The following is a 21,694-nucleotide window of genomic DNA, read 5'->3' on the forward strand; positions in this document are numbered from 1 at the left end:
TGATGTATCAAAATCATTTGAAGCCATATCTAAAAAACTAATTGTGTTTGGTTTTTGAAAGGTTTAAACAATATGTGTAAATCCGATTTAACAGCTAATCTTACCGGATACCGCATGTATTATTTATCCTTCTTCCCAGGGAAATTGACCGGTTTTTACAAATCTTGCTATTTTATTCAGGTTCCTTTCATCAGAAAACACTTCAATATTAGCTGCAAGAGCATGTGACTTAGTAGCATTTGGGAAATTATCCAATTTATTCAGATAACTTTTATAACTGGTTATTCCTTGCTTGGAAAGCAGGCGTAGGCGTAATAAATGCTTTCTTAACAGATTTTTACTATTCTCGTCATATGCATCCACCAGTCCCCAATCATATGCTTCCTTTGCCGATATAGGTTGGGTCATTAATGTCATGTAATGTGCTTTGGAGAATCCTATTCGACGGATCAGAAAAGGCAAAACACAGGCAGGCATCAGTCCAAAAAGAAGTTCTGATAAACTGAATACTGCTTTCTGTTCACAGAGTACTATATCGCAAGCAGCTACAAAACCCATTCCACCAGCATTAGCCTTTCCTCTAACATGTGCAATAGTAATGTATGGGCCTGAAGCTAATTTTTGCCATAGATTATACATTTGTTCGGGGTTTTGATCTTGATGCTGAGTCCCGTTTTCAAGACTCTGTTGGATGCCTTTGAAATCTGCTCCAAAACAAAACACTTCAGGAGAACCTTCGACAACCACGATTTTTGCCAATTCTTCACATAGATCAAGTGCGTTTGTAAACTCTTCGATTAACCTATTATTAATTGCATTTTTAGCCTCTGGGCGATCGATTTGAATAAAACAAATATCGCCTTCAAACCTGGTTTTTATAGTTTCGTATGATGTTACATTACTTATGATATCCATTCGTATTCTCTTTTAAATTCTTTAATCTCTTTTAAAAAAAGTGTCTCTCTGTTCAACGTTTTTCTGGCTTGAGAAATAAAATCCGTATCCAGTTTTACATTGCGTGTACCAAATTTTACTGCATTGCTACCTACCAGTAAATTTTCATATTCATCCATTTTTAGTTCGTACCTTTTATCAAATTGTTCTTTAATCTTGAATTTTTGTATACTTTCCTGACTTTTTTCACCTACTATACCGCTAAAAAACTCAGAACAACAACCCGACCCATAAGAAAAACATCCAACTCTTTGTGGTGCGTCAAAACTGCCATTCTCAATCGTACTAGCGAGTGACATCATGGCTGTCGCTCCCATAATATTGCCAATACGCTGACAGTAGACCAACCCAGGAACTACTCGGTTCTCAAAATCCATTTCTATGTCCTTAGGTTTTGCTTTCACTGCTTTGCGCATTAAATTACGATGTGCTCCTTTGACCATTCCTCCAAAAGGAGTATGAAAGGCCAGGTAGCTAAAAGTCTTGGCATAATTTGCCTCGGGAACACGTTTTTGATATTCGTAAAAAGAATTCTCACAACAGTCTAAATAAGAGAGTAATGACAAGTCAGAATCTCCGGCTTCGCCATCTGTAGTAGGTCTACAAGTATCCATCACCTGATAACCATAATATCCATTAGCGCCAATATCTACCTGAAACACATAAGGTTTCTCACTAACCAGCATAGCAACCGCTCCGGCTCCTCCGCTAGGTTCTGCAAATGACCACTCCATAGTGAGTGCATCCCCACCTTCTTCTATCATAAAACGAGATACATCTGTCGCAATTACCAGAGCTTTTGCCCCAGGTGAAGTTTGAGACAAGATAAAATTGATTGCCATTTGAAAACCGGCCACCCCAGAATAGCATGCATTTTTTAACTCAAACAAGCGACAATTGCGGTTCAATCCCAAAATTTCATGAAAATAAGTACTCATTGATTTCCCAAAATCAAAGGACGATTCTGTACATGAGATTACCAGCTCGATACGATCTTTTTCTTCTGGGCTAAGAGCATCTATGAGAGGCTTAGCAGCATTTACTCCAAAAGTGACTGGATCCTCATAGGGTAATGCCACCGTCTTCTCTTTCATAAGAAGATTTTTAAAACGAGATGTATCTAATTTACGATATTCTGCAAGTTTTTCTACATCCAAAAATGTTGTGCCTCCGAAGACATTCATTGCTTCAATTCCTGCTATACGCATATATTTTTCTATTATTAAATGATTAAAAATTAAGTTTTTGTGTGATTGGCATACGATTTTTTCTAGCATACCAGATTAAGCTACATTACCTGTATCTTAGTTTTTTAATTATAATGTATCGTTGATGATATTTGATTTACGATAGGCCATCTCGAAGGCTTCGTTTAATCAATAGAACGTTGAAATTCAATTACCAATGTCAATTACCAAGTAGTCACTCAAGATCATTTATCTTTCTTGATATCTATCTTAAATGCTGGCTTACTGACACAAAAGATCTGCCATGAATAAGGCTATCAGGATATGTAAACAAAATCCTACCTCAGCATATCTAATAAAATTCTTGTAAATAAAAATTTAAGTTCTAGGAATTCTCCAAAACCAGATTATGTTTTGGAGTAAGGGTATTATTTTTTATTCATGAGTATTAACATATGTTGCAACCCTTTTTAGCAACTAAGCATAAACTCTTTTAACTGCTGCCTGAGAGAAATCATCCAGCTGTTTCTGGAAATCAGCTTCTGCTTTGGAGTTTGCCTTTTTTTGCGCCCCACTAGGTTTTTCTTTGATTTGTTGAATTAGTTTATGTAACACCTCAATTAAGATGTCTACATCTTCTTCTGTATTTTCTATTCCAAGACTGACTCTAACAACTCCCGGTAATTGGGTCTTTGGAGCTACAGTTAGAACAACACGTTGTACTTGCTCGAGTACAGGGCTAATACCTGTTATTTTCTTAACCAGTAAATGAGCGCAATGACAACCGTATCTTACACCGATACCTCCTTTTCGGAACATCTCTTCTGCTAGTTTGTTATGCAAAATTCCTTTTGTCTCAAAAACAATAACTCCTATCCTATCATCAAATTTAGGGGACTTTGGATCATTTACCCCGAAAACAGTCAGTCCAGGTATTTTTGACATTCCATCTAATATTCGTTTAGTCAATACTTGTTCTTCTTTATGAACCACATCCATACCGATGCGTTGTAAAAGTACAAGTGCTTTACCCAATGACGCAATTCCTCCTATGTTTTCTTCTCCAGATAATTGGATACGTTTCTTCTCATTCAGGTTATGATTGAGTAATCCTTTTTTAACCACCAATACTCCGGTACCAAATGGGGCATAGATTTTATGAGCAGAAAAAGCCATATAATCGATCCCATCTTTTTCTATCTCAACCTTAAGGTGAGCAACTACCTGGGCACCGTCTATCAGAAGTTTTGCACCATATTTATGAACAATTGAGCTTACTTCCTTGATATTATGACATGACCCTAAAACGTTAGAAGCACCACTCAGAGCAACAACTTTAATACGTTTCTTTGCGTACTTATACTCTAGATTATATTCTCGTAGGTTTTTTTCCAGTTCTACTAAATCTATAAAACCTTCTTCATTCACTCCTAACCTGATCAGAGAGTTTTGGGAAATCATGCGCCAAGGTAAATCATTAGAGGAATGCTCCAGCAGGGAGATCAGTACTACTGGATCAATATTATTTTCGGGATTATTGATCAGGTTTTCTGATACAAGATTGATAGATTCGGTAGTATTTTTGGTAAAAATAATATCATAGTTTTCAAGAGGTGCTCCTAGGATTTCACTACAAATAGTTTTTACTTCTTGCACTACTTCTTGTCTTCTTTTCTCTGGCAAACGTAATGCTTCACGAAACGTGTTCCAAATTGGGGTAAATGTAGGTGTACTGGCACTATTATCCAGGTTTACGAATTGTCTTTCACCTTCCATGGTTGGTACAATTAAACCTCGTCCTATTAAGGTTTGTTTAAGTTTCTTCATGAGTTCCAGTCCGGAGTATTTCTCTAACTCATCCTTATATATCAACTCATTTACGCTAAGATCCTTTTGAGATAATTTCTTAAAGATATCTTTTCCATATTGCTTCATTAAGAGAAGTGCCTTACTAAATGCAATAACATTAACAATGGCCGGAGTACCTGCTTCAAATTTGTCTGGTCCGTTATTCCAGATTATCCATTCTGCCGCAACAAGTCTGGCCGTTCCTCCACCACACTCGGATGGGGTGCCTTTAGGTAATGCTTTTTTCCCGACAACAACTGCGGTTATACCCAACGGCAAACCAATCTCTAGACTTGTCAAAAATTGATAGCTTCCAGACTTAAGTTGTGATGTTAAACTATTTGTTCTTTTGGAGGAGCAAAAAATGACAATGTATCTATCTTTGTTAAGCCCCATATATTCCAACACAATATCTCTGGCATGCTCATATAGATGAGAAGATACCATCGAATTGTGTCCACTCCCACGATGTACGTTGGAATAAGTTTCTAGTGCTGCATGCACTCCACGTTCCAGCTCAGCAAATGCTGTTTCTGATTCATTACCTTTTAGCGCGCCATTTTCTTGTTGTTTGAGCTGGCTAACGTTTGATGATCCATGCTCATTATACATAGTTGTTTCCATTTGAATCTCGTTTTATTTAATTTTTAATCTATTTTTATTTTTGAATAATTTTCTTAACACTAAACATCCTAATTTTTTCTTACTGCAATAAAATGTTGACGCCCTCTGCGGTGCAAACATTCGGTTTCAAAAATTTCAAATCCCGTATCCTTTATTGAGTTTTCTAATTCTGAAACAGTATATGTTTTCAGTTTCGGAATTAATCCGATTTTACTGACAAGCGATAGTGCAATTCCCACAAAAGATCTTTTTCCCAAACAAGGTGTTACAGAAATAAATACTCCTCCTGGTTTTAACAATTCATGAATCCTTTCCAAAGCTTTGGGTAAATCTTCTAATAAATGAAGCATATAGACTGCTAGTATCATATCAAAGTTTCCTGACTTATAGTTCATATCGAATATTGTGGTATGTGAATAATCTACATTTTGAATCTGTAATTCATTGGCTTTGTCCTGGGCAATCCGGATCATTTCAGACGATATATCAATACCGTAAACCTTATCAACATTACTAGCGATTTCATTAGCTAATATTCCTGTGGCACATCCATAATCCAGAACATTATCCTCTTTTTTGAGATATCCCTTGATTTTTTGAAGAATTTTAATTCGCACCTCTCTATCTTTCATTTCTTCCTTATCGTACCCATTCGCACTTTTATCCCAAAATTTTTCGGATTTATACATTTTTATACATTTAAATTTTAGTAATCATTTATCCCCAAATTAGTTATAAAATTGAGAATGAGTGCAAACACTTCGCTATAGCACTAAAGATTTAATCATTTCTTCACATTAAATAATTGCTTAAAATTTTTAATGCTTTTTTTACCTGAGTGACATCTTCACCTATTTATAATTCAAGCCTGGTCTATTGATCTTTACAGATGAATTTGATTTTTCGCATTTTATTTCTTCAATATATTCTTTCATCACCTTTAAAGCGTACCTGATATGTTGGTGTTTTGTCTTCGATCCAAAGCTGATCCGGATAGATTCCTGTGCTGCCTCATCTGTTAATCCTATTGCTTTTAAAACATGGGAGGGTTTATTAGATGATGCACTACACGCAGAGCCAGAAGAAACAGCAATTCCCTTATAATCCAGTGATTTCATTAAGTCACCACTGCCAATACCTGGAAAGGTTAAATTAATGGTATTTGTCAAACAGTTATCTATTGGAGAATTAATAATGATATCACTTTTTATCGCTTTCAATTCATTAATGAATATTTTTTTAAGAGGCTCATTTTTTATTGAAAGAGATACAAGTTTATTTACATGCCTGCAAGCTTCTCCAAAACCTGCGATATTATGAATGGATTCTGTACCTGCTCGCATTCCTTCTTCTTGATGTCCTCCATGAATATAAGGTTCCAGAGGACAGCTGATTTTGGCATACCAGGCACCTATCCCCTTAGGACCATAGAGTTTATGAGCAGAAAATGTAGCATAATCGACTCCTAATTCCTTCACGTTTATAGGGATTTTGCCTAATGCCTGCACACAATCAGAAAAAACCAGAGCACCTTTAGCCTTGGCCATTTCAGATATTTTTTTAATATCCTGAATCGTTCCTATTTCATTATTTGCCAACATACAACAAACCATAGAAGTTCGATCATCTATCATTGCTTCAAGCTCTTTAAGCAATACACGTCCAGAACTATCTACAGGACAATATTGAACATCTATATTTTTGGTCTTTAAATACTCTAGTGTTTGAATCACCGAAGGATGCTCAATTGGTGTAGATATTATTTTGTTTTTATCTGGATAGAAATGATTACTTATTGTTTTCAATAACGCATTATTGGACTCGGTTGCACAACTAGAAAAATACACTTCATGTGAATGAGCTCCGATCGCGGCAGCAACTTGTTCACGAGCTTTTTCAATAATTTGTGCAGACATTCTCCCTTTAGAATACCCTGATGAGGGGTTTCCCCAATAAGATTTCAATACCCGGTTCATTACGCTTCTTACAGATGGTGCAATATGAGTCGTTGCGTTATGATCGAAATAAACATTTCGCTTGTTCAATATTTGTTTTAGCATGGCAATCATATTTTTAAATTATAGTGCAGCAAGTGCATCGATGATCTTCTTACAACCTCCATTCTTAATATATTCGGAGTGATCATCTATATCCTTAAATTCTTTGTTTGTAATTTTACTGCATAATACTTCAGAGTCTGTTTGAACATAAAACGCTCTCAGCATCTTTTTGGTCTCCAGGCTATCAAATGACGATGGTGATTTACCAGGATTCTTTTTTATCCAATCCACCATTTTATACCAAATCGCAGCACTTAGCGCTCCGCATTCTTTTCCGCTTAAACCAAGCCCTCCGGCATATCCAGCTACCATAAGCATTTCTTCTTCTGTAGCTCCCATTTTTCTAACCACCTCAGATGCACAACTTACCGATCCCGGACAGAAACTTACAGATTCATCCGATAAGCCTTCATCTGCTGATTTAATTGCTTCGGGAGCCCATCTTCCTGCCAGCTTCATACAACCAAATGCTTTTCCCGTAAATAATACTTTTAGCGGAGCTAATTTACCAGTAAGATCCATATCTGTAATATCACGGCAACTTATCGTATTTGTTCTTTTTTTAAAGGATTCCATCAGATGTTGTGTAGCTGTTATAGCCATTGCTATTGCTTCTCCTGTGTCTTCATTTCTTCGGTATGATTCTGCTCCGGCAGCCAAAACGGCTCCTCCGATCATTCCGCATTGGTATCCTCTATTCAATAGTCCTCCTGCAAAAGGAGATGCCGCAATCTCTGCTATTTCATTCGGAACACCATACTCGCTATTTAACAGAGAACAAAATGCTGTACCACAAGTTCCTCTGGATAATACTTTTAAACCTTCTTTAATAGCCTTCATAATGGAAATTTTAGTGAGTTTTTAATTATATATAGTTCATAACCCATTTCTCTTGTTAGAAAGATTGAATTATGTTTATTAAAAGAAACCCTTTGTGTGACTAGGGTACCTTTTGTGTGTTTCTTATTACAACAGTTTTATGATTTTGAAATATGATTTTGTTGAATTCACAACCCATCCATATTATGAGCTTACTTCGAAAGCCATACTATTAGATTCTATAACTTGATCGGTATGTAGATTATCCTGATCAGTATCAACCTTATTAAATGCTCTTACATAAAAGTTTTTAATCCTAACTAAAACATCTCCTGCTTCATTGATAATTTTTATATTGAATTTTTTGATACTTGCTGGAGACCGAACTTCTTCCTCTACGTGTTCCACATAAGCATAACAGGTATGAGGTAATGAGCGAAAAATTTCTATTTCATCGATAGCAAATGGTACATGTGGAGTTGCTGATTCCATCTGTCCAATCAATCCAGCAACAGTTTGTAAAGCGCCATCGACAATACAAGGATGAAGAATGAATCGATCAGAATCGATTAATAAATGATCTGTTAATTTCAACCTAGATAAAGCAAAGGATTCATTGATATAAAATTCCTGAATAGTTTTAAATGCTAAGCCATAATTAAAACCTACCTGGTTAAAGATATTATAGTAGTATGAGCCATTCTGAGGCTCAGAACACTGTTCCTTAAGCTTTTGTATTGAAATATTTTCAGTATCTGCTGAATGTTTATTACCGTTTTGAAAAAACAACTTCCCTTCAGAATGAATTATTTGTTCATTTTCATCATCAAGTGAAGTAATTTTAAATTCAGTACCAATACCATTAGGTTTTAATGATGTATTAATAAACTGTGAGCCTTTCTTAAAACTTAATGGGTGAGCCCACACAATATCCTTAATCTTACTAACCTTTTGTTCTCCTGCGAGGTTTCCTGAAATATTTGCAATTTCAATAAACCCTGAACCTGGAAAGATTTTCTCTTTATTAACCTTATGATCCGATGCATAAAACTCTCTATCAGATAACCATGAACTAAAACGAACTTCTCTTAATGTAGATGAATTATATGAAATTAAAGGATGTAGTTGAGCACCTATGGGTTTGGTTACCGTTCTCTTTTCTTCAATTACTCGATCTGATACCCAATACCTTTCTTTGGCAAAAGGATAAGTAGGCAGTGATATCCTATTGGGCTTATCCCGAGTATATAACCTTTCCCAATCCATTTCAACTCCGGTAACCCATAATTGCGCGAGTTTACCCAGATCACCTGCCTCAAAAAGAGAACGAAGTTCTTCTTCGTTATTGAGTATTTTCTTTCTTCCTCGTTTAGGATTTGGCTTACCTCTAAAAATATGATCAGACTCGTTTTGTTGTTCCCAATCTTTCAATCGAATTATGAGTTCTTCTCTATTTGAAGCAACAATCGCCAATCTTTCTGACATCACTTCCCGACCAACTTGTAAGGTAAAAGATAGATCTGCAAGGTTCACTTGTTTTTCTTTTTCTATATAATTGAGTAGCCGATTCGAATATTCCTTAAGACGTTCATCATTTTTTGCAGAAAATATTATAAGATGTGGCCCTTCTTTCGAGTGTACCTCTTCAGCTTTTACATTCCTATATTCCTCTAGTATTAAACATGCATTCACTCCTCCTGCTCCAAACGAGTTTATAAGTGCTCTACGAGGATTCCCCGAGGGAGATTCCCATGAAGTCAATTGATGTTGGAGATAAAATGGTGATTCTTTGAAATTAATATTTGGATTTATTTCATCAGAATTAATTGTAGGCACTAACTGTTGATATTTCATTTGCAAAAGTACTTTTGCTACTCCTGCAATTCCTGCTGCTGACTCAGGGTGCCCAATATTGGATTTGACTGATCCAATAGCGGTAACTTGTTTTTTTACAGTTTGTTTTTGAAATGCATTAGTTAAAGCCACAATTTCAAGGCTATCTCCCAGCTGTGTACCTGTGCCATGCCCTTCTATATAACTTATGGTTTCGGGATGGATTTGAGCCTTTTGAAGGGTATGCTCTATCAAATTTGCCTGGGCATTAGGATTTGGAGCAGAATATCCATTCGACCTGCCACTATGATCAAACGCACTCCCTGCCAGTACACCATATATATGATCACCATCCTCAATGGCTTTACTGAGTGGTTTTAGCAGAACCGATCCTACTCCTTCACCAGGAACAAAACCATCATCTCCTTTACCGTAACTATGGCATTTTCCTCCCAGGGATATCATTCGATTCTTACATAATGAATGATATTTAGATGGATGCAAATATAAGTTTACACCGCCAGCAACAGCGACCTGACATTCCTGTTTTTTTAGACTTTCACATGCAAGGTGTATCGCCACTGAAGAAGATGAACAAGCTGTATCAACAGGCATACTAGGTCCGTTAAAATCAAATAAGTAGGATATACGGTTAGCAATCGACCAGGGGTGGGCACTAGGAACTGTATTTCCTTTACTCCATTCTTCAGATGCCAACAGGTTATAGGTATTTGTTGTAACGCCTACAAAAACTCCTACATTAGCACTTTTGGCCTTAGGATATCGTTTTTTCAGACTATCTTTTGTATACCCTGCATCTTCTATGGTAGCCCAAACAGATTGTAAAAAAAGTCGCTCTTGCGGATCCATTATCCTGGCTTCTTCCGGAGTGATATTGAAAAAATGAGGGTCAAACTTGTCAACATCACTTATAAAACCTCCCCACTTGCCATAAATTTTTCCTTCTGCCGCTTTCTCTGGATCTCCATCATAAAATTCTTCAAAATCCCATCGACTTTTAGGTACTAAGTCCGTTAAATCTTTTCCTTGTTTCAGACTTTCCCAATATGAATCCAAATTTTCAGATTGAGGGTAGCTTCCATGCACTCCAATAATGGCAATCGATTCTGAATCCTGATAAGTAGTTGGTTCATCAATTGCATCCTTTATTTGCTGTTTGCTTTCTCTTACAGGTTCTCTTTGGATTTCTGTTTCATACTGTGGTTTAATCTGATTACTTGATAAGTTTATCAAACCTTCTATATTTAGGAATTGGATTAACGTCTCCTGTTCTTCCTGAATCAGATATGCAGCCAATTCTCCTATAGTAGAATATTCATAAAATAAAGTTTTTGGCAAATCTCCTAAGTCTCTTTCAAGATTTAAATTTATCTGGTTAATACTTATAGAATCAATACCAAAGGACTCAAAATGTTCTTCAGGATCAATTCGATTCGGATCAAGTTTAATCTCTTTTCCGATCAGTGTTTTAAGATACTCTTCTGTTTTTTCAAGAAGAATATCAATATCTATTGTATTAGCTTGGATCTGCTTGTTTTTTTCAACTTTTTTAGCAGTTCGATCAATATAAGTCCTGATTCTTGATGGGAAACCATATAGTGGAATACCCTGAGATACATCAGATAATAGAAATTCTTCTAGAAATTGTATCCCTTCTTCTATAGATATAGGGCAAAGACCTGTTTCCTTTTGGATCAAAGTAACTTCTTCATCAGAAATACGCATTCCTCCTTCTTCCCAATAAGGCCAGTTAACTGCCAGCGTTTTGCCGTAGCGTTTTTGTTCTCTTACCAGAGCTTCCCTATTTTCTGCAAATGAATTGAGGTAATGATTGCCATAGGCATAATCGGATTGTCCTATATTACCTAACACACCTGCGATTGAAGAAAACATGATAAAGACATCCAAATTTTCATCTCTCGTAGCTAGGTCTAAATTAATTGTTCCGTAAATTTTGGGAGCTAATACTTTGTCTATCTCTTCTTTAGATTTCTTGAGAATAAACGAATCCCGGTTAATTCCTGCGCCATGAATCACTCCGTTGATCTGTGAAAAATTTGTCTTTGCCGTTTTTACAATGGCCTCCACATCTTCTAATTTGGATACATCAGCTTGCAGGTATAAGATTTTAGAGCCATAAGCTTTAAGTATATCGATTTTTTTCTTTTGTGCTGCTTTAAGGGGGGATCTCCCAAAAAGAATCAAATTACTCTGGTAATTTTTAGCCAGATATTCACTAAAAATAAGACCTAACCCACCTAGACCTCCTGATACTATATAAACACCGTTCTGCTTTAATGGTAAACGATCTGTATTCTTTTCAATATTGGTAAATTGAGTTAGTTCCTTGACATAACGAACATAGGTTTGTTTATCTTTTAGGAATTTATAACGAATTTCATTCTTCCTCCAGTTTTCATCACTGAATTCATCCCTAATAATACGAACCTTTTCTACCATAGCGACTTGCTTACTATCCTTAACCTCAACAATCTTTCCTTTATAGTAAGGATTCTCTAGAGTTAAGGTTTTGAAAAAGCTTCCTAGTGCAGCATTGTATGGAACAGTTAAATTTGTATTACCCGAGAAAATTGACAAAATCTGAAGCGAGGTTTGATGTTTTTGTTCTATTAAAGCCTTGCATAGATTAAACAAGGTATAAATACTATAATTGAGCTGATGAGTTATGTTTTCTTTCTCATCTAAACCATCTGGCTCTAACTCCCGATGAATAATTCGATAAGGAAGCTGGTCTTTTATGCTAAGGTGTTCTACCAGTTCTTTAAAGTGTTCTTCCTTCTGAAAGTCAATAGTAAAAACAGATGACTCTATTTCTTCAAAAGCATATCCTGGTTTTAACAAAATATATGAATTCCCTTCTGGATATTGATTTGATTGTTTTTTTAGAGTAAGGAAAAGTTCTTCTGAGGTATCCAGGATTAGTATGAAACCATTCTCTGGTGATTTTTCTTCAGACACATCAAGATTTTGTTCAACCCATTTAGTGCAGTAATGTAATTTCTTTTTCTCTTCTTCAGATGTATCCTCAATATTGTTTCCTTGTATTATCTGTGAATCGACAGGCAGAGAAAATGCAGGTTTAGTAATCCAATATCGCTCTTTAGCAAAAGGATACGTGGGAAGAGAAATACGCTTTGGGCGAACATTCTGATAGAACAGAGACCAATCAATATCAGCTCCTGATATCCATAGTTTAGCCAATTTTTCCTGATTACGGGCCTCCATAATCACCTTCAGATAAGCGTTGCCTTCTTCTCCTTCCAATAAGGCAATGGTGTCGGAAGAAGCTTTCTTAATATTTCCATAGTATACACCTTCTAACTCATTTGTACCTCTTTTTAATACTGTATGATTTTTTACTTCGTGTATTGATGCCCATTGATCCAGTTTTTCGACAAGTTCATCTATATTAGTAGTTACGATCACAAGACGCTCATTCATTGGTGTCCTTCCTACTTGTGAGGTATATACCAACTCCTCTAGTTCAATATCTTTGTTTCTTCTAAGAAAACCTGTCATCTTCTTGACATACTTCAAAAGTGTATTTTTATCTCTCGAAGAGAGAACAAACGACTGAGGTCCATTGTAGTAAGATTCGGTTTTGTTGTCGTTACTGTTTTTATATTCTTCTATAATAAGGTGTGCATTCGAACCTCCCGCACCAAAAGAACTTATACTAGCTCGTCTGGGGTGTTCTTCATAATCTTTCCAGGTTGCTAATTCTTGCTGTACATAAAAAGGTGAGTCTTTAAAATTAATATTAGGATTTAATGTAGTTGCATGTAAAGAAGGAACTAGTTTTTTATGTTTCAACTGCAGTAATACCTTAGTAACTGCGGCTATTCCTGCTGCCGATTCCAGATGCCCTATGTTTGATTTAACAGAGCCTATCGGACATACTTGTTTTTGTGAAATTGATTCTCCAAAAGCTTTATTTAATCCGGTAATTTCGATAGGATCTCCCAAAGCTGTACCTGTACCATGAGTTTCAATATATCCCAATGTTGAAGGATCAACTTTGGCTTTTTTAAGTGATTCCCGAATCAAATCCCCTTGTGCATTAGGGTTTGGTACCGAATACCCATTCGTTTTTCCTCCATGGTTAATTACACTGGATTTCACTATACCATATATGTGGTCACCATCTTCGATGGCTTTATCAAGAGATTTGAGCAGAACAGCTCCAACACCTTCACCAGCAACGTATCCATCTCCACCTTCTCCAAAACTTCTGCACCTGCCATCACTGGCTGCAAAATTACCCTGACTTAGCATGAGATATTTATGAGGATGTATAGATACATTAACCCCTCCGGCAATGGCTGCTTCTATTTCACCTTTCCGTATTTCTTCACTAGCCTGATGAATAGCTGTTAAAGATGACGAACACATAGTATCTAAAGCAATACTGGGTCCATGCAGATCTAAGAAGTAAGAAACTCTATTTGCGATTGATGCATAAGATGAACCTGGAACAACAGCATTACCTGCCAACATAGCTTCTGCCCCATAAAGTTGATATTGTCCATACATAACTCCAACATACACACCAACTCGTCCCAGTGTTGAGATATTTTCTTTACTATAGCCAGCATCTTCAATGGTTTGCCATGCAGTTTCGACAAAAAGTCGTTCCTGAGGGTCAATTAATTCAGCCTCTTTAGGTGATATATTAAAAAACAACGGATCGAATTTATCGACATCAGAAATAAACCCTCCCCATTTACTATAGCTTTTCCCAACTTGATTACGTTTAGGATCAAAAAAACGATCTGTATCCCAACGTCCCTCTGGAATTTGTGTAATACAATCCCGACCATTTTTCAGGTTTTCCCAAAATTCTTCCATATTCTCTGCCAATGGATATTTACCGCTTAATCCTACAATGGCAACTTCTCTCTGAACGTTGACCTCATTAGTAAAGAAACGATTACTTGAATACATTGTAGAAGTCGGTGATTGTTTCTTAATTGTATCCTTAGGCAATTCTATCGATGAAGATACTGTTTGTTGAGTCCCTTCACGTTCCTGAATAATTTGGGGATATGTTTTGGCAAAAAATCCTGCTAAGCTTTTTAAAGTCTGATATTCAAAAAACAAGGTTTTAGAAAGAGAGCCAAAAGTTTTTTCAAGTATATTGGTCAATCTCATAGCGAGTATAGAATCAATACCATAATTCTCTAGTGGTGCTTTTGGATCAAGTTCATGAGTCTTAATTTTTAAAACCTCTGCAAACAGTTTTCGAAGATAGCTTATGGTTTTATCTAAAAGGATATTTGAATCTACTATAGAAGCTTGTGAGGACTCTTTGTTCTTTATAGTTGTAACTTCTAGTCTATGTTCTACCTTATGAGCTTGATTAGAAAGTAAGATTGAGCGCATTTTCTGAACATTTCCTTCCATAACCAAAACTTGATTATCCTGTAAGGTCATACTTCTATATAATGCCTTGATACCAGATGAAGTTTGCATAGGAGATATTCCCGTTGCTTGCTGGAGCATTTCAATATTTTTCTGAGTAATACTCAGGTTTCCGCCTTCCCACAAAGGCCAATTGATAGAAAGGGTATGTCCATGTCTTAATTTTTGATCTGCCAATTGGTTACGGTAACTCGCAAATTGGTCCATAAAGGCATTAGCTGTTGCATAATCCGACTGTCCCAGATTACCCATCGCACCTGATAGTGATGAAAACAATACTAAGAAATCAAGATTAATATTTTTACTAGCCAGATCTAAATTGTACGTTCCGGTAACTTTGGGTGCTAACACTTTAGTAAATTCGGCACTGGTTTTCTTCAGAATAAAGTTATCTGATATCATACCGGCACTATGAATTATACCATTAAGTTTTCCATTTTTCTTTTCAATAGTAGCTATAAGTTTTTCTACTTGATTCAGATCATTAAGATCTAGCTGTTGATATTCAACCTGACCAGTACCCGAGTTCAGTTCATTTAAAATTATCTGCTTTTCTTCTATCAGTTCAGAGCGCCCGGTTACTATAACCTTTGCCTCTTTGGCTTGTTGTAAAATTTCCTTGGCAAACAAAACTCCCAAAGCACCAAGACCTCCCGTAATCAAGTAAACGCCTTGATTTTTGAATACAGGTTTAGTATTCTCCTGATTTGCTTTTACTTCGTTCCATTGTAAAATATATGAAGTGCTATTTTCATATTTTATAATAGATTTTTCTGGTAGAGTTGCTGCTTTCTGTAGTTGACCTACCAGTTCTTTTGTATGTATACTTGATTTTGTGAGGATAATTTGACCGGTTAGCATTGGATTTTCCAGAGCTGCAGTTTTTAGTAATCCTGATAATCCTGAAAAAAGTACCTGTTCCTTGTTATCGGCAACTACAATTTGGATAAGAACCTTTCCTTTGGGTTTATTCTTTATTATTTTCTGAACATGTTCAAAACAAGTCAATGCATAATTGTTATAACGTTCTGCTATATTTTTTTGTGAGGCTTCAAGTTGTATACAATGGCTATTGTGAATTAATGTTTCAAGCTGACTTGCTTCTGCACCAGATATTTCACACAAAATAACATGTTTCTCATCAAATTTAGCTTCGGTAGTTTCTGATATATGAGCTATTTCACAGCTCTTCCATAAAGGTTTAGCCATTAAAGTGCCTATATCCTTATTTTTTAAACCAATGGTGTCTTCCTTTAATTGCCTGGAAGATAATCCTTTCATTTGTACACATACATTCCCCTCTTGATCACATATATCAATATCTAGTTTGGTAATAGCATCGGTAGGCAGACTTCCTTCTGAGTAACGAACCCAAGCAAACATGTGTTCTGTAACAGCAGATAGTATTCGTATAGTCTCCAAAGCAAAGGGTACAGAAGGTTGTGAAGGAATCGTAGTTAAATCATCTATCAAACCAAAAGCAGCTTGTAAACCACTATCCATCAAACTCGGATGCAACAAATAGTCTTTTTGGTTTGCTTTAACAACTGATGGCAAACTCAATTGTGCCAAGAGCTGTTTTTCTCCTTGATAAACCTTAGTGATCCCTTGATAGGCAGAACCATAAACAAGCCCTATAGATTTAAATATTGAATATAAGGTAGCTGCTTCTATGCTGCCTCTATTCATTTGTCCTTTGAGTTGCTCTATATTTAATTTTTCAGGCAAAAGATAAGTGCTATACTTAGCTATTCCCTGACAGTGAACAATTTCCTCCTCATTATTCTTACTATAAATTTCATAATCAATCTGGTTTTCACCTTTAATAAACAAAGCTATTTCTACCTGCTTATCTTTCTCTACCACGAGTGGTTGAGCCCATGCGGTGTTATGAAGTTCCAGAATACCTGATCTTGTTTTAACAGGAGTGGCTTTCTCTATTGCCACCCGTGCCATTTCAAGGTAAGCTACTGCTGGTAATACTTTGCTTATCTCATCTTCTTTAATTTTCACCTGATGATCTGCAAGAAAAAACTCTTCGCCACTAAAGATAGAGCTATAACTCTGTTTGCTAAGGTCTGAAGTATTACTATGTAGTAAAGGATGCAATATCGATGTGATTTTTCCATCAACCGTACTTTGATTATTCATTTTTACATCGATCCAATACTTATCCTTAGAAAAAGGGTATACAGGTAAACTTATACGTTTAGGTTTATTCTCTCCATAGAATTTATTCCAATCCAAGTTTAAGCCTTTAACCCACAAATCCAGAAGTTTAGATAATTTCCTCCTAGCTATCCATTTATCAACAGTTTGCTCAAAATCTACATCTGCATTAAATACCAATAAAGTGTCTTTATCCTTGTTTGTATACTCCTGATATGTATCTTCAATATCCTTTTCACCATTGATATATGCTTCAAGCTTTTGGATCAAATCATCAACTGAACTTACCATAAAGCCAAGTCGCATATCCATTGTTTCTCTTCCTACCTGTAGCGTGTATGCCATTTCGGTAAGATCAACCGATTCAATAGCCTGATCTTGTTTTTTTGTTTTTTCCTTCTGAAGGAAATCGAGAAGATCAAGAGCTTTTTGTTTAAGTTGATCTGGTGTTCTAGCTGATAAAGGAATGATAGTTTTTGAATCCGAATCAGTAGAAATTCTGGATTGACTTACCTTTTCGGGTGCTACATATTCCTGAACAATAATATGTGCATTTGCCCCTCCAGCACCAAAAGATGAAACGCCAGCTATCCGAGGTTGTGGGATACCATCAATTATGGGTTGTTCCCATGCTTTTAATGTTTGGTTGACAATAAACGGGGTCTTCTCAAAATCTATATTAGGGTTTAAGTTTTTTGAATGCAGAGATGGAACTATTTCTCTGTGTTTTAATTGTAGCAATACTTTGGTTAGTCCTGCAATACCAGCGGCCGACTCACAATGACCTATATTGGATTTAGCAGAGCCCAGTAAACAAAATCCTGTATCTGATGTGCTTTGTTTAAATGCCTTATTTAAGGCTGATATTTCAATAGGATCGCCTAGTTTAGTTCCTGTTCCGTGTGCTTCAATATAACTTATATGTCTAGGATCTGTCTCTGTTTCTTTTAATATATTACTAATAAGATTAGATTGTGCCTTTGGATTAGGCACACTATAACCATTAGTTTTACCTCCATGATTAAGAGTACTACCTTTAATAATGCCGTAGATATGATCTCCATCTCTTTCCGCTTCAGATAATCTTTTCAATACAACCACACCTACACCTTCACCCGGGATATAGCCTTCGCCTCCTTCTCCAAAGCTTTGGCAATGTCCATCACTTGAAATATATTGCCCAGCACTGATTACCATATATTTGTTGGGATGAATACTAACATTGACCCCTCCTGCAATTCCCAAACTGGTTCGCCCTTGTTTTAAATCCTGACATGCTAAATGAATAGCCGTTAAGGATGAGGAACACATAGAATCGACTGTCATACTAGGTCCATGAAGATCTAACATATAAGAGACTCTGTTTGCTATACTGGCATAACTCCCGGGAACTCCAATTCGTTGCCCTCTCTTACTGGCTTCAATACCATAAAGTTGATATTCACTGTACATAACTCCAGCATATACACCGACTTGTCCTGCCTGTCCAAATTTGTGCGGTATTTGTAGACCAGCTTTAGAGTAGCCTGAATCTTCTATAGCCATCCATGCATGTTGTAAAAACAAACGTTCTTGGGGATCCAGTATCTCTGCTTCTAGAGGTGAAATATTAAAAAATAAAGGGTCAAATTCGTCAACACCATCAATAAATCCTCCCCATTTGCTATAATGATACCCGCTTTTATTACGATCTGGACTATAATATTCATGCCAGTCCCAACGATTCTTTGGTACTTCAGTAATACAGTCTTTACCATCGCGTAAGTTATTCCAGTACGCTTCAATATTAGTTGCTTTTGGATAGCGACCACTCAAACCGATAATCGCAATAGTATCTGTATCGATATTATTTTTTTTATCTACAGAAACCTCAATCTTCCTTTGACGTCTAATGGTTCTGAAATGAGCTTGTTCTGATTGAGTTTTAACAGGTGAGGGGATGGAAATATCTCTATTTTTCGAACTATCTTTTTCTAATGAAGAAGCAAAGAGTGTAGTCAGTTTCTTCGAATATGATTTTATAAAGTAATCTGTAAGCTCTTGAATAGTTTGATATTCAAAAAAGAGTGTTTTTGGCAGAGAACCAAAAGTTTTTTCTAATTGATTGGTTAGGTTCATTGCCAGAATAGAATCTATACCATATTTTTCTAAAGGAGCAAGTGGATCAATCTTATGAGATGGAAGCTTGAACAATTCAGAAAGTTGTTTTTTGATATAATTCTGGGTTTTCTCTTCCAGGTTTCCTTTATCTATTTCAACAACTGATTCTTTTTTCTCCCGGGTAATACTATCTGAAGATGGCGTTTCAGAAGTGTTATTAGTAAATAATACCTGATTTAATTGGTTTAAATCACCTTCTGCAACAAGTAATTGGTCATGAGCTAGTTGTAAACTTCTATGAAATGCATGTACTCCTGTCTCTGTACTCATTGGGTACATACCCGTACTCTGCAGTAACATTTCCTGTTTCAACTGATCGATTTTCATCCCTCCTTCTTGCCATAAAGGCCAGTTAACAGCTATAGTTTTCCCTAATCTTTGTTTAATCGCAACCAATTGATTACGATAAACGGCAAACTGGTCCATAAAACTATTGGCTGTTGCATAATCAGCCTGACCACTATTTCCGGTTATAGACGAGATTGATGAGAATAAAACTAAAAAATCAAGATCAATATTTTTACTAGCTTCATCCAGATTATACGTCCCCAAAACTTTAGGATCAAGAACTTTACTAAACTCTTCAGGTGTTTTCTTGAGAATAAAGTTATCCGAAACCATTCCAGCACTGTGAATGATACCATGAACACCTTTATGCTCTTTTTTTATTGAAACAATGATCTGTTTCACTTTATCATAATCTGTGACATCTAATTGCTTATAAGTGAGTTGACCAACCTTACCACCTATTTCATCAATAAGGGTTTGTTTTTCTTCTGTAAGCTTTGATCTTCCCGTCAAAATGATTTTGGCATTCAGGGTTTGTTTCAAAATTTCCTTCGCAAACACTATACCCAGATTTCCCAGTCCTGCCGTAATGAGATAGACACCATTATCCTTAAAAACAATTCTGGGTTTATTAGGTATTACTGGTATTTCTTTCCAACCCAAAACATGTCGTGTACCTTGTTCATATTTTATAATCGTATCCTGTGTTTTGTTTTGATTTTCCTGAAGTTGCGCTGTCAGTTCTTTTATCGTTATATCTGGGTAAGTAACAATAACCTGACCCGTTAACTGAGGGTTTTCAAGGGTAGCGGTTTTAATCAATGCAGAAAGACCTGTAAATATAGATTGTTCACTATTATTGGTTGTAACAATTTGGATAAACACTTTATCCTGAGGTTTATCATTTAGTATAGCATGGATCTGTTCAAAGCAAATTCGCGCATAGTCACTAAATCGCTCCGCTATATTTTTTTGCTGAGTATTTTGTAAATGCATCACTTTACTGGAAGCAAGAAGAGATTCCAATTGTTTTGTATTTACCTGGGGAATTTCACATAGAAAAACATATCGTTGTTTCAATACATCTATTCCATTTTCGCTGAAAGGCTTTATATCTTTTGTCACTTGCCAAACAGGGGCAGCAAACAACACTCCTTTTTCTGTTACAGTGGTTTCTCTGGTCACCGAATCTTCATTAAGTAATCGTGAAGAAAATCCTCTCATTTGTATGACAACCACACCTTCCTGATTACACAAATCTATATCTAGCTTGGTAACTTTATCGGTAGGTTTATTTCCTTTTGCATATCTAACCCAAGCAAACATTTCTTTAGTACAACTCGAAAAAACCTTTAATGACTCCAGAGCAAATGGTAATGATGGCTTACTGGGTATTTGGTCTAAACTACCAAATAAACCAATAGCAGACTGCAACGCACTATCCATCAAACCAGGATGTAAAGTATACTCATCAAGGTCTGATCCAATACCCTTATGTAAGTTTAATTCTGCCAGTAATTGTCCTTCACCTTGAAATATCGTTTTTATACCCTGATAAGTAGCTCCGTAATTTAGACCTAATTTGGAATACGCTGCATAGATAGACTTTGACTCTATCTTTCCCTGTTGCATTTCTATTTTGAGTTTATCAATGTCGAGTTGTACAGACTTTGAATTATTGATATAGACAGCTTGACCTTGGCAATGAATCGTTTCTTTGATACCATTTTCTGTTTCTAGTTCGCTGCTATAAATTTCGTAATTTATCTGTCCATTACTTATTTCAGTTTCATCAGCAAATAAAGCAATAGTGATCTCTTTAGATTCCTGAACTATAATCGGTTGAGCCCATATAATATTACGTAATTCAACAATTGATTCTTCCTGAAGGGATAAGGCTTTTCTAAAGGCCATTCGAGCCATTTCCAAATAAGCAACTCCAGGTAAAACCTTTTGTCCTTTTACCTCATGATCTTTCAGAAAAAACTCCTCCCCATTAAATGTTGTACTAAAACTTTGCTGACTTAAATCGGATGTATTCTTGTGTAACAAGGGATGTATAACATCTCTGTTAGTATGGGTTACTGCACGGTGACTAAATTGTTTAATAAGATCTAGAGCATTTGCTTTTGAAAGTCTCTTGCTCTTCAATTCTAAAACTACATATTCTATGAAATCAATCATTATAGTACTGCTATTGATTAAACCCGCTTCATGATTAGAAAATTTATTACATCTTTGAACTACTGCAAATACTACCGTTTCACTATGTTTTTCAATTTCACCATA

7 protein-coding genes are annotated in these 21,694 nt (G+C 36.0%); all 7 read right to left on the bottom strand.

Features of this window, described 5'->3' with window-relative positions; all coding sequences use genetic code 11:
- Positions 1-123 precede the first annotated feature (123 nt).
- Positions 124-915, bottom strand: a complete 792-nt coding sequence (locus DG435_RS11220; RefSeq protein WP_106794049.1) for an enoyl-CoA hydratase/isomerase — start codon at positions 913-915, stop codon at positions 124-126.
- On the bottom strand, positions 903-2,162 hold the full coding sequence (locus DG435_RS11225; RefSeq protein ID WP_106794050.1) for a hydroxymethylglutaryl-CoA synthase family protein: 1,260 nt from the start codon (positions 2,160-2,162) through the stop codon (positions 903-905). The genes DG435_RS11220 and DG435_RS11225 overlap by 13 nt, the downstream gene beginning before the upstream one ends.
- A gap of 456 nt (positions 2,163-2,618) precedes the next feature.
- Positions 2,619-4,613: an aminotransferase class V-fold PLP-dependent enzyme gene (locus tag DG435_RS11230; RefSeq protein ID WP_106794051.1), complete on the bottom strand. Its 1,995-nt coding sequence runs from the start codon at positions 4,611-4,613 to the stop codon at positions 2,619-2,621.
- Between the two features lie 68 nt (positions 4,614-4,681).
- Positions 4,682-5,302 carry a class I SAM-dependent methyltransferase gene (locus DG435_RS11235; RefSeq protein ID WP_106794052.1) on the bottom strand — a complete coding sequence of 207 codons (621 nt, stop codon included), beginning with the start codon at positions 5,300-5,302 and terminating at the stop codon, positions 4,682-4,684.
- 162 nt (positions 5,303-5,464) lie between these two features.
- A complete protein-coding gene (locus DG435_RS11240; protein ID WP_159025693.1) occupies positions 5,465-6,673 on the bottom strand; it encodes a cysteine desulfurase family protein in 1,209 nt (402 codons plus the stop codon).
- Positions 6,674-6,691: 18 nt separating this feature from the next.
- Entirely contained in the window at positions 6,692-7,513 is an 822-nt protein-coding gene (locus DG435_RS11245) for a C-GCAxxG-C-C family (seleno)protein (protein WP_024772257.1), read from the bottom strand.
- 183 nt (positions 7,514-7,696) lie between these two features.
- Positions 7,697-21,589 (bottom strand): SDR family NAD(P)-dependent oxidoreductase, encoded by a 13,893-nt coding sequence (locus DG435_RS11250; protein WP_106794054.1) that lies wholly within the window; start codon positions 21,587-21,589, stop codon positions 7,697-7,699.
- Positions 21,590-21,694 lie beyond the last annotated feature (105 nt).

This window comes from Aquimarina sp. Aq78 (assembly GCF_900299525.1).
Taxonomy (GTDB): Bacteria; Bacteroidota; Bacteroidia; order Flavobacteriales; family Flavobacteriaceae; genus Aquimarina.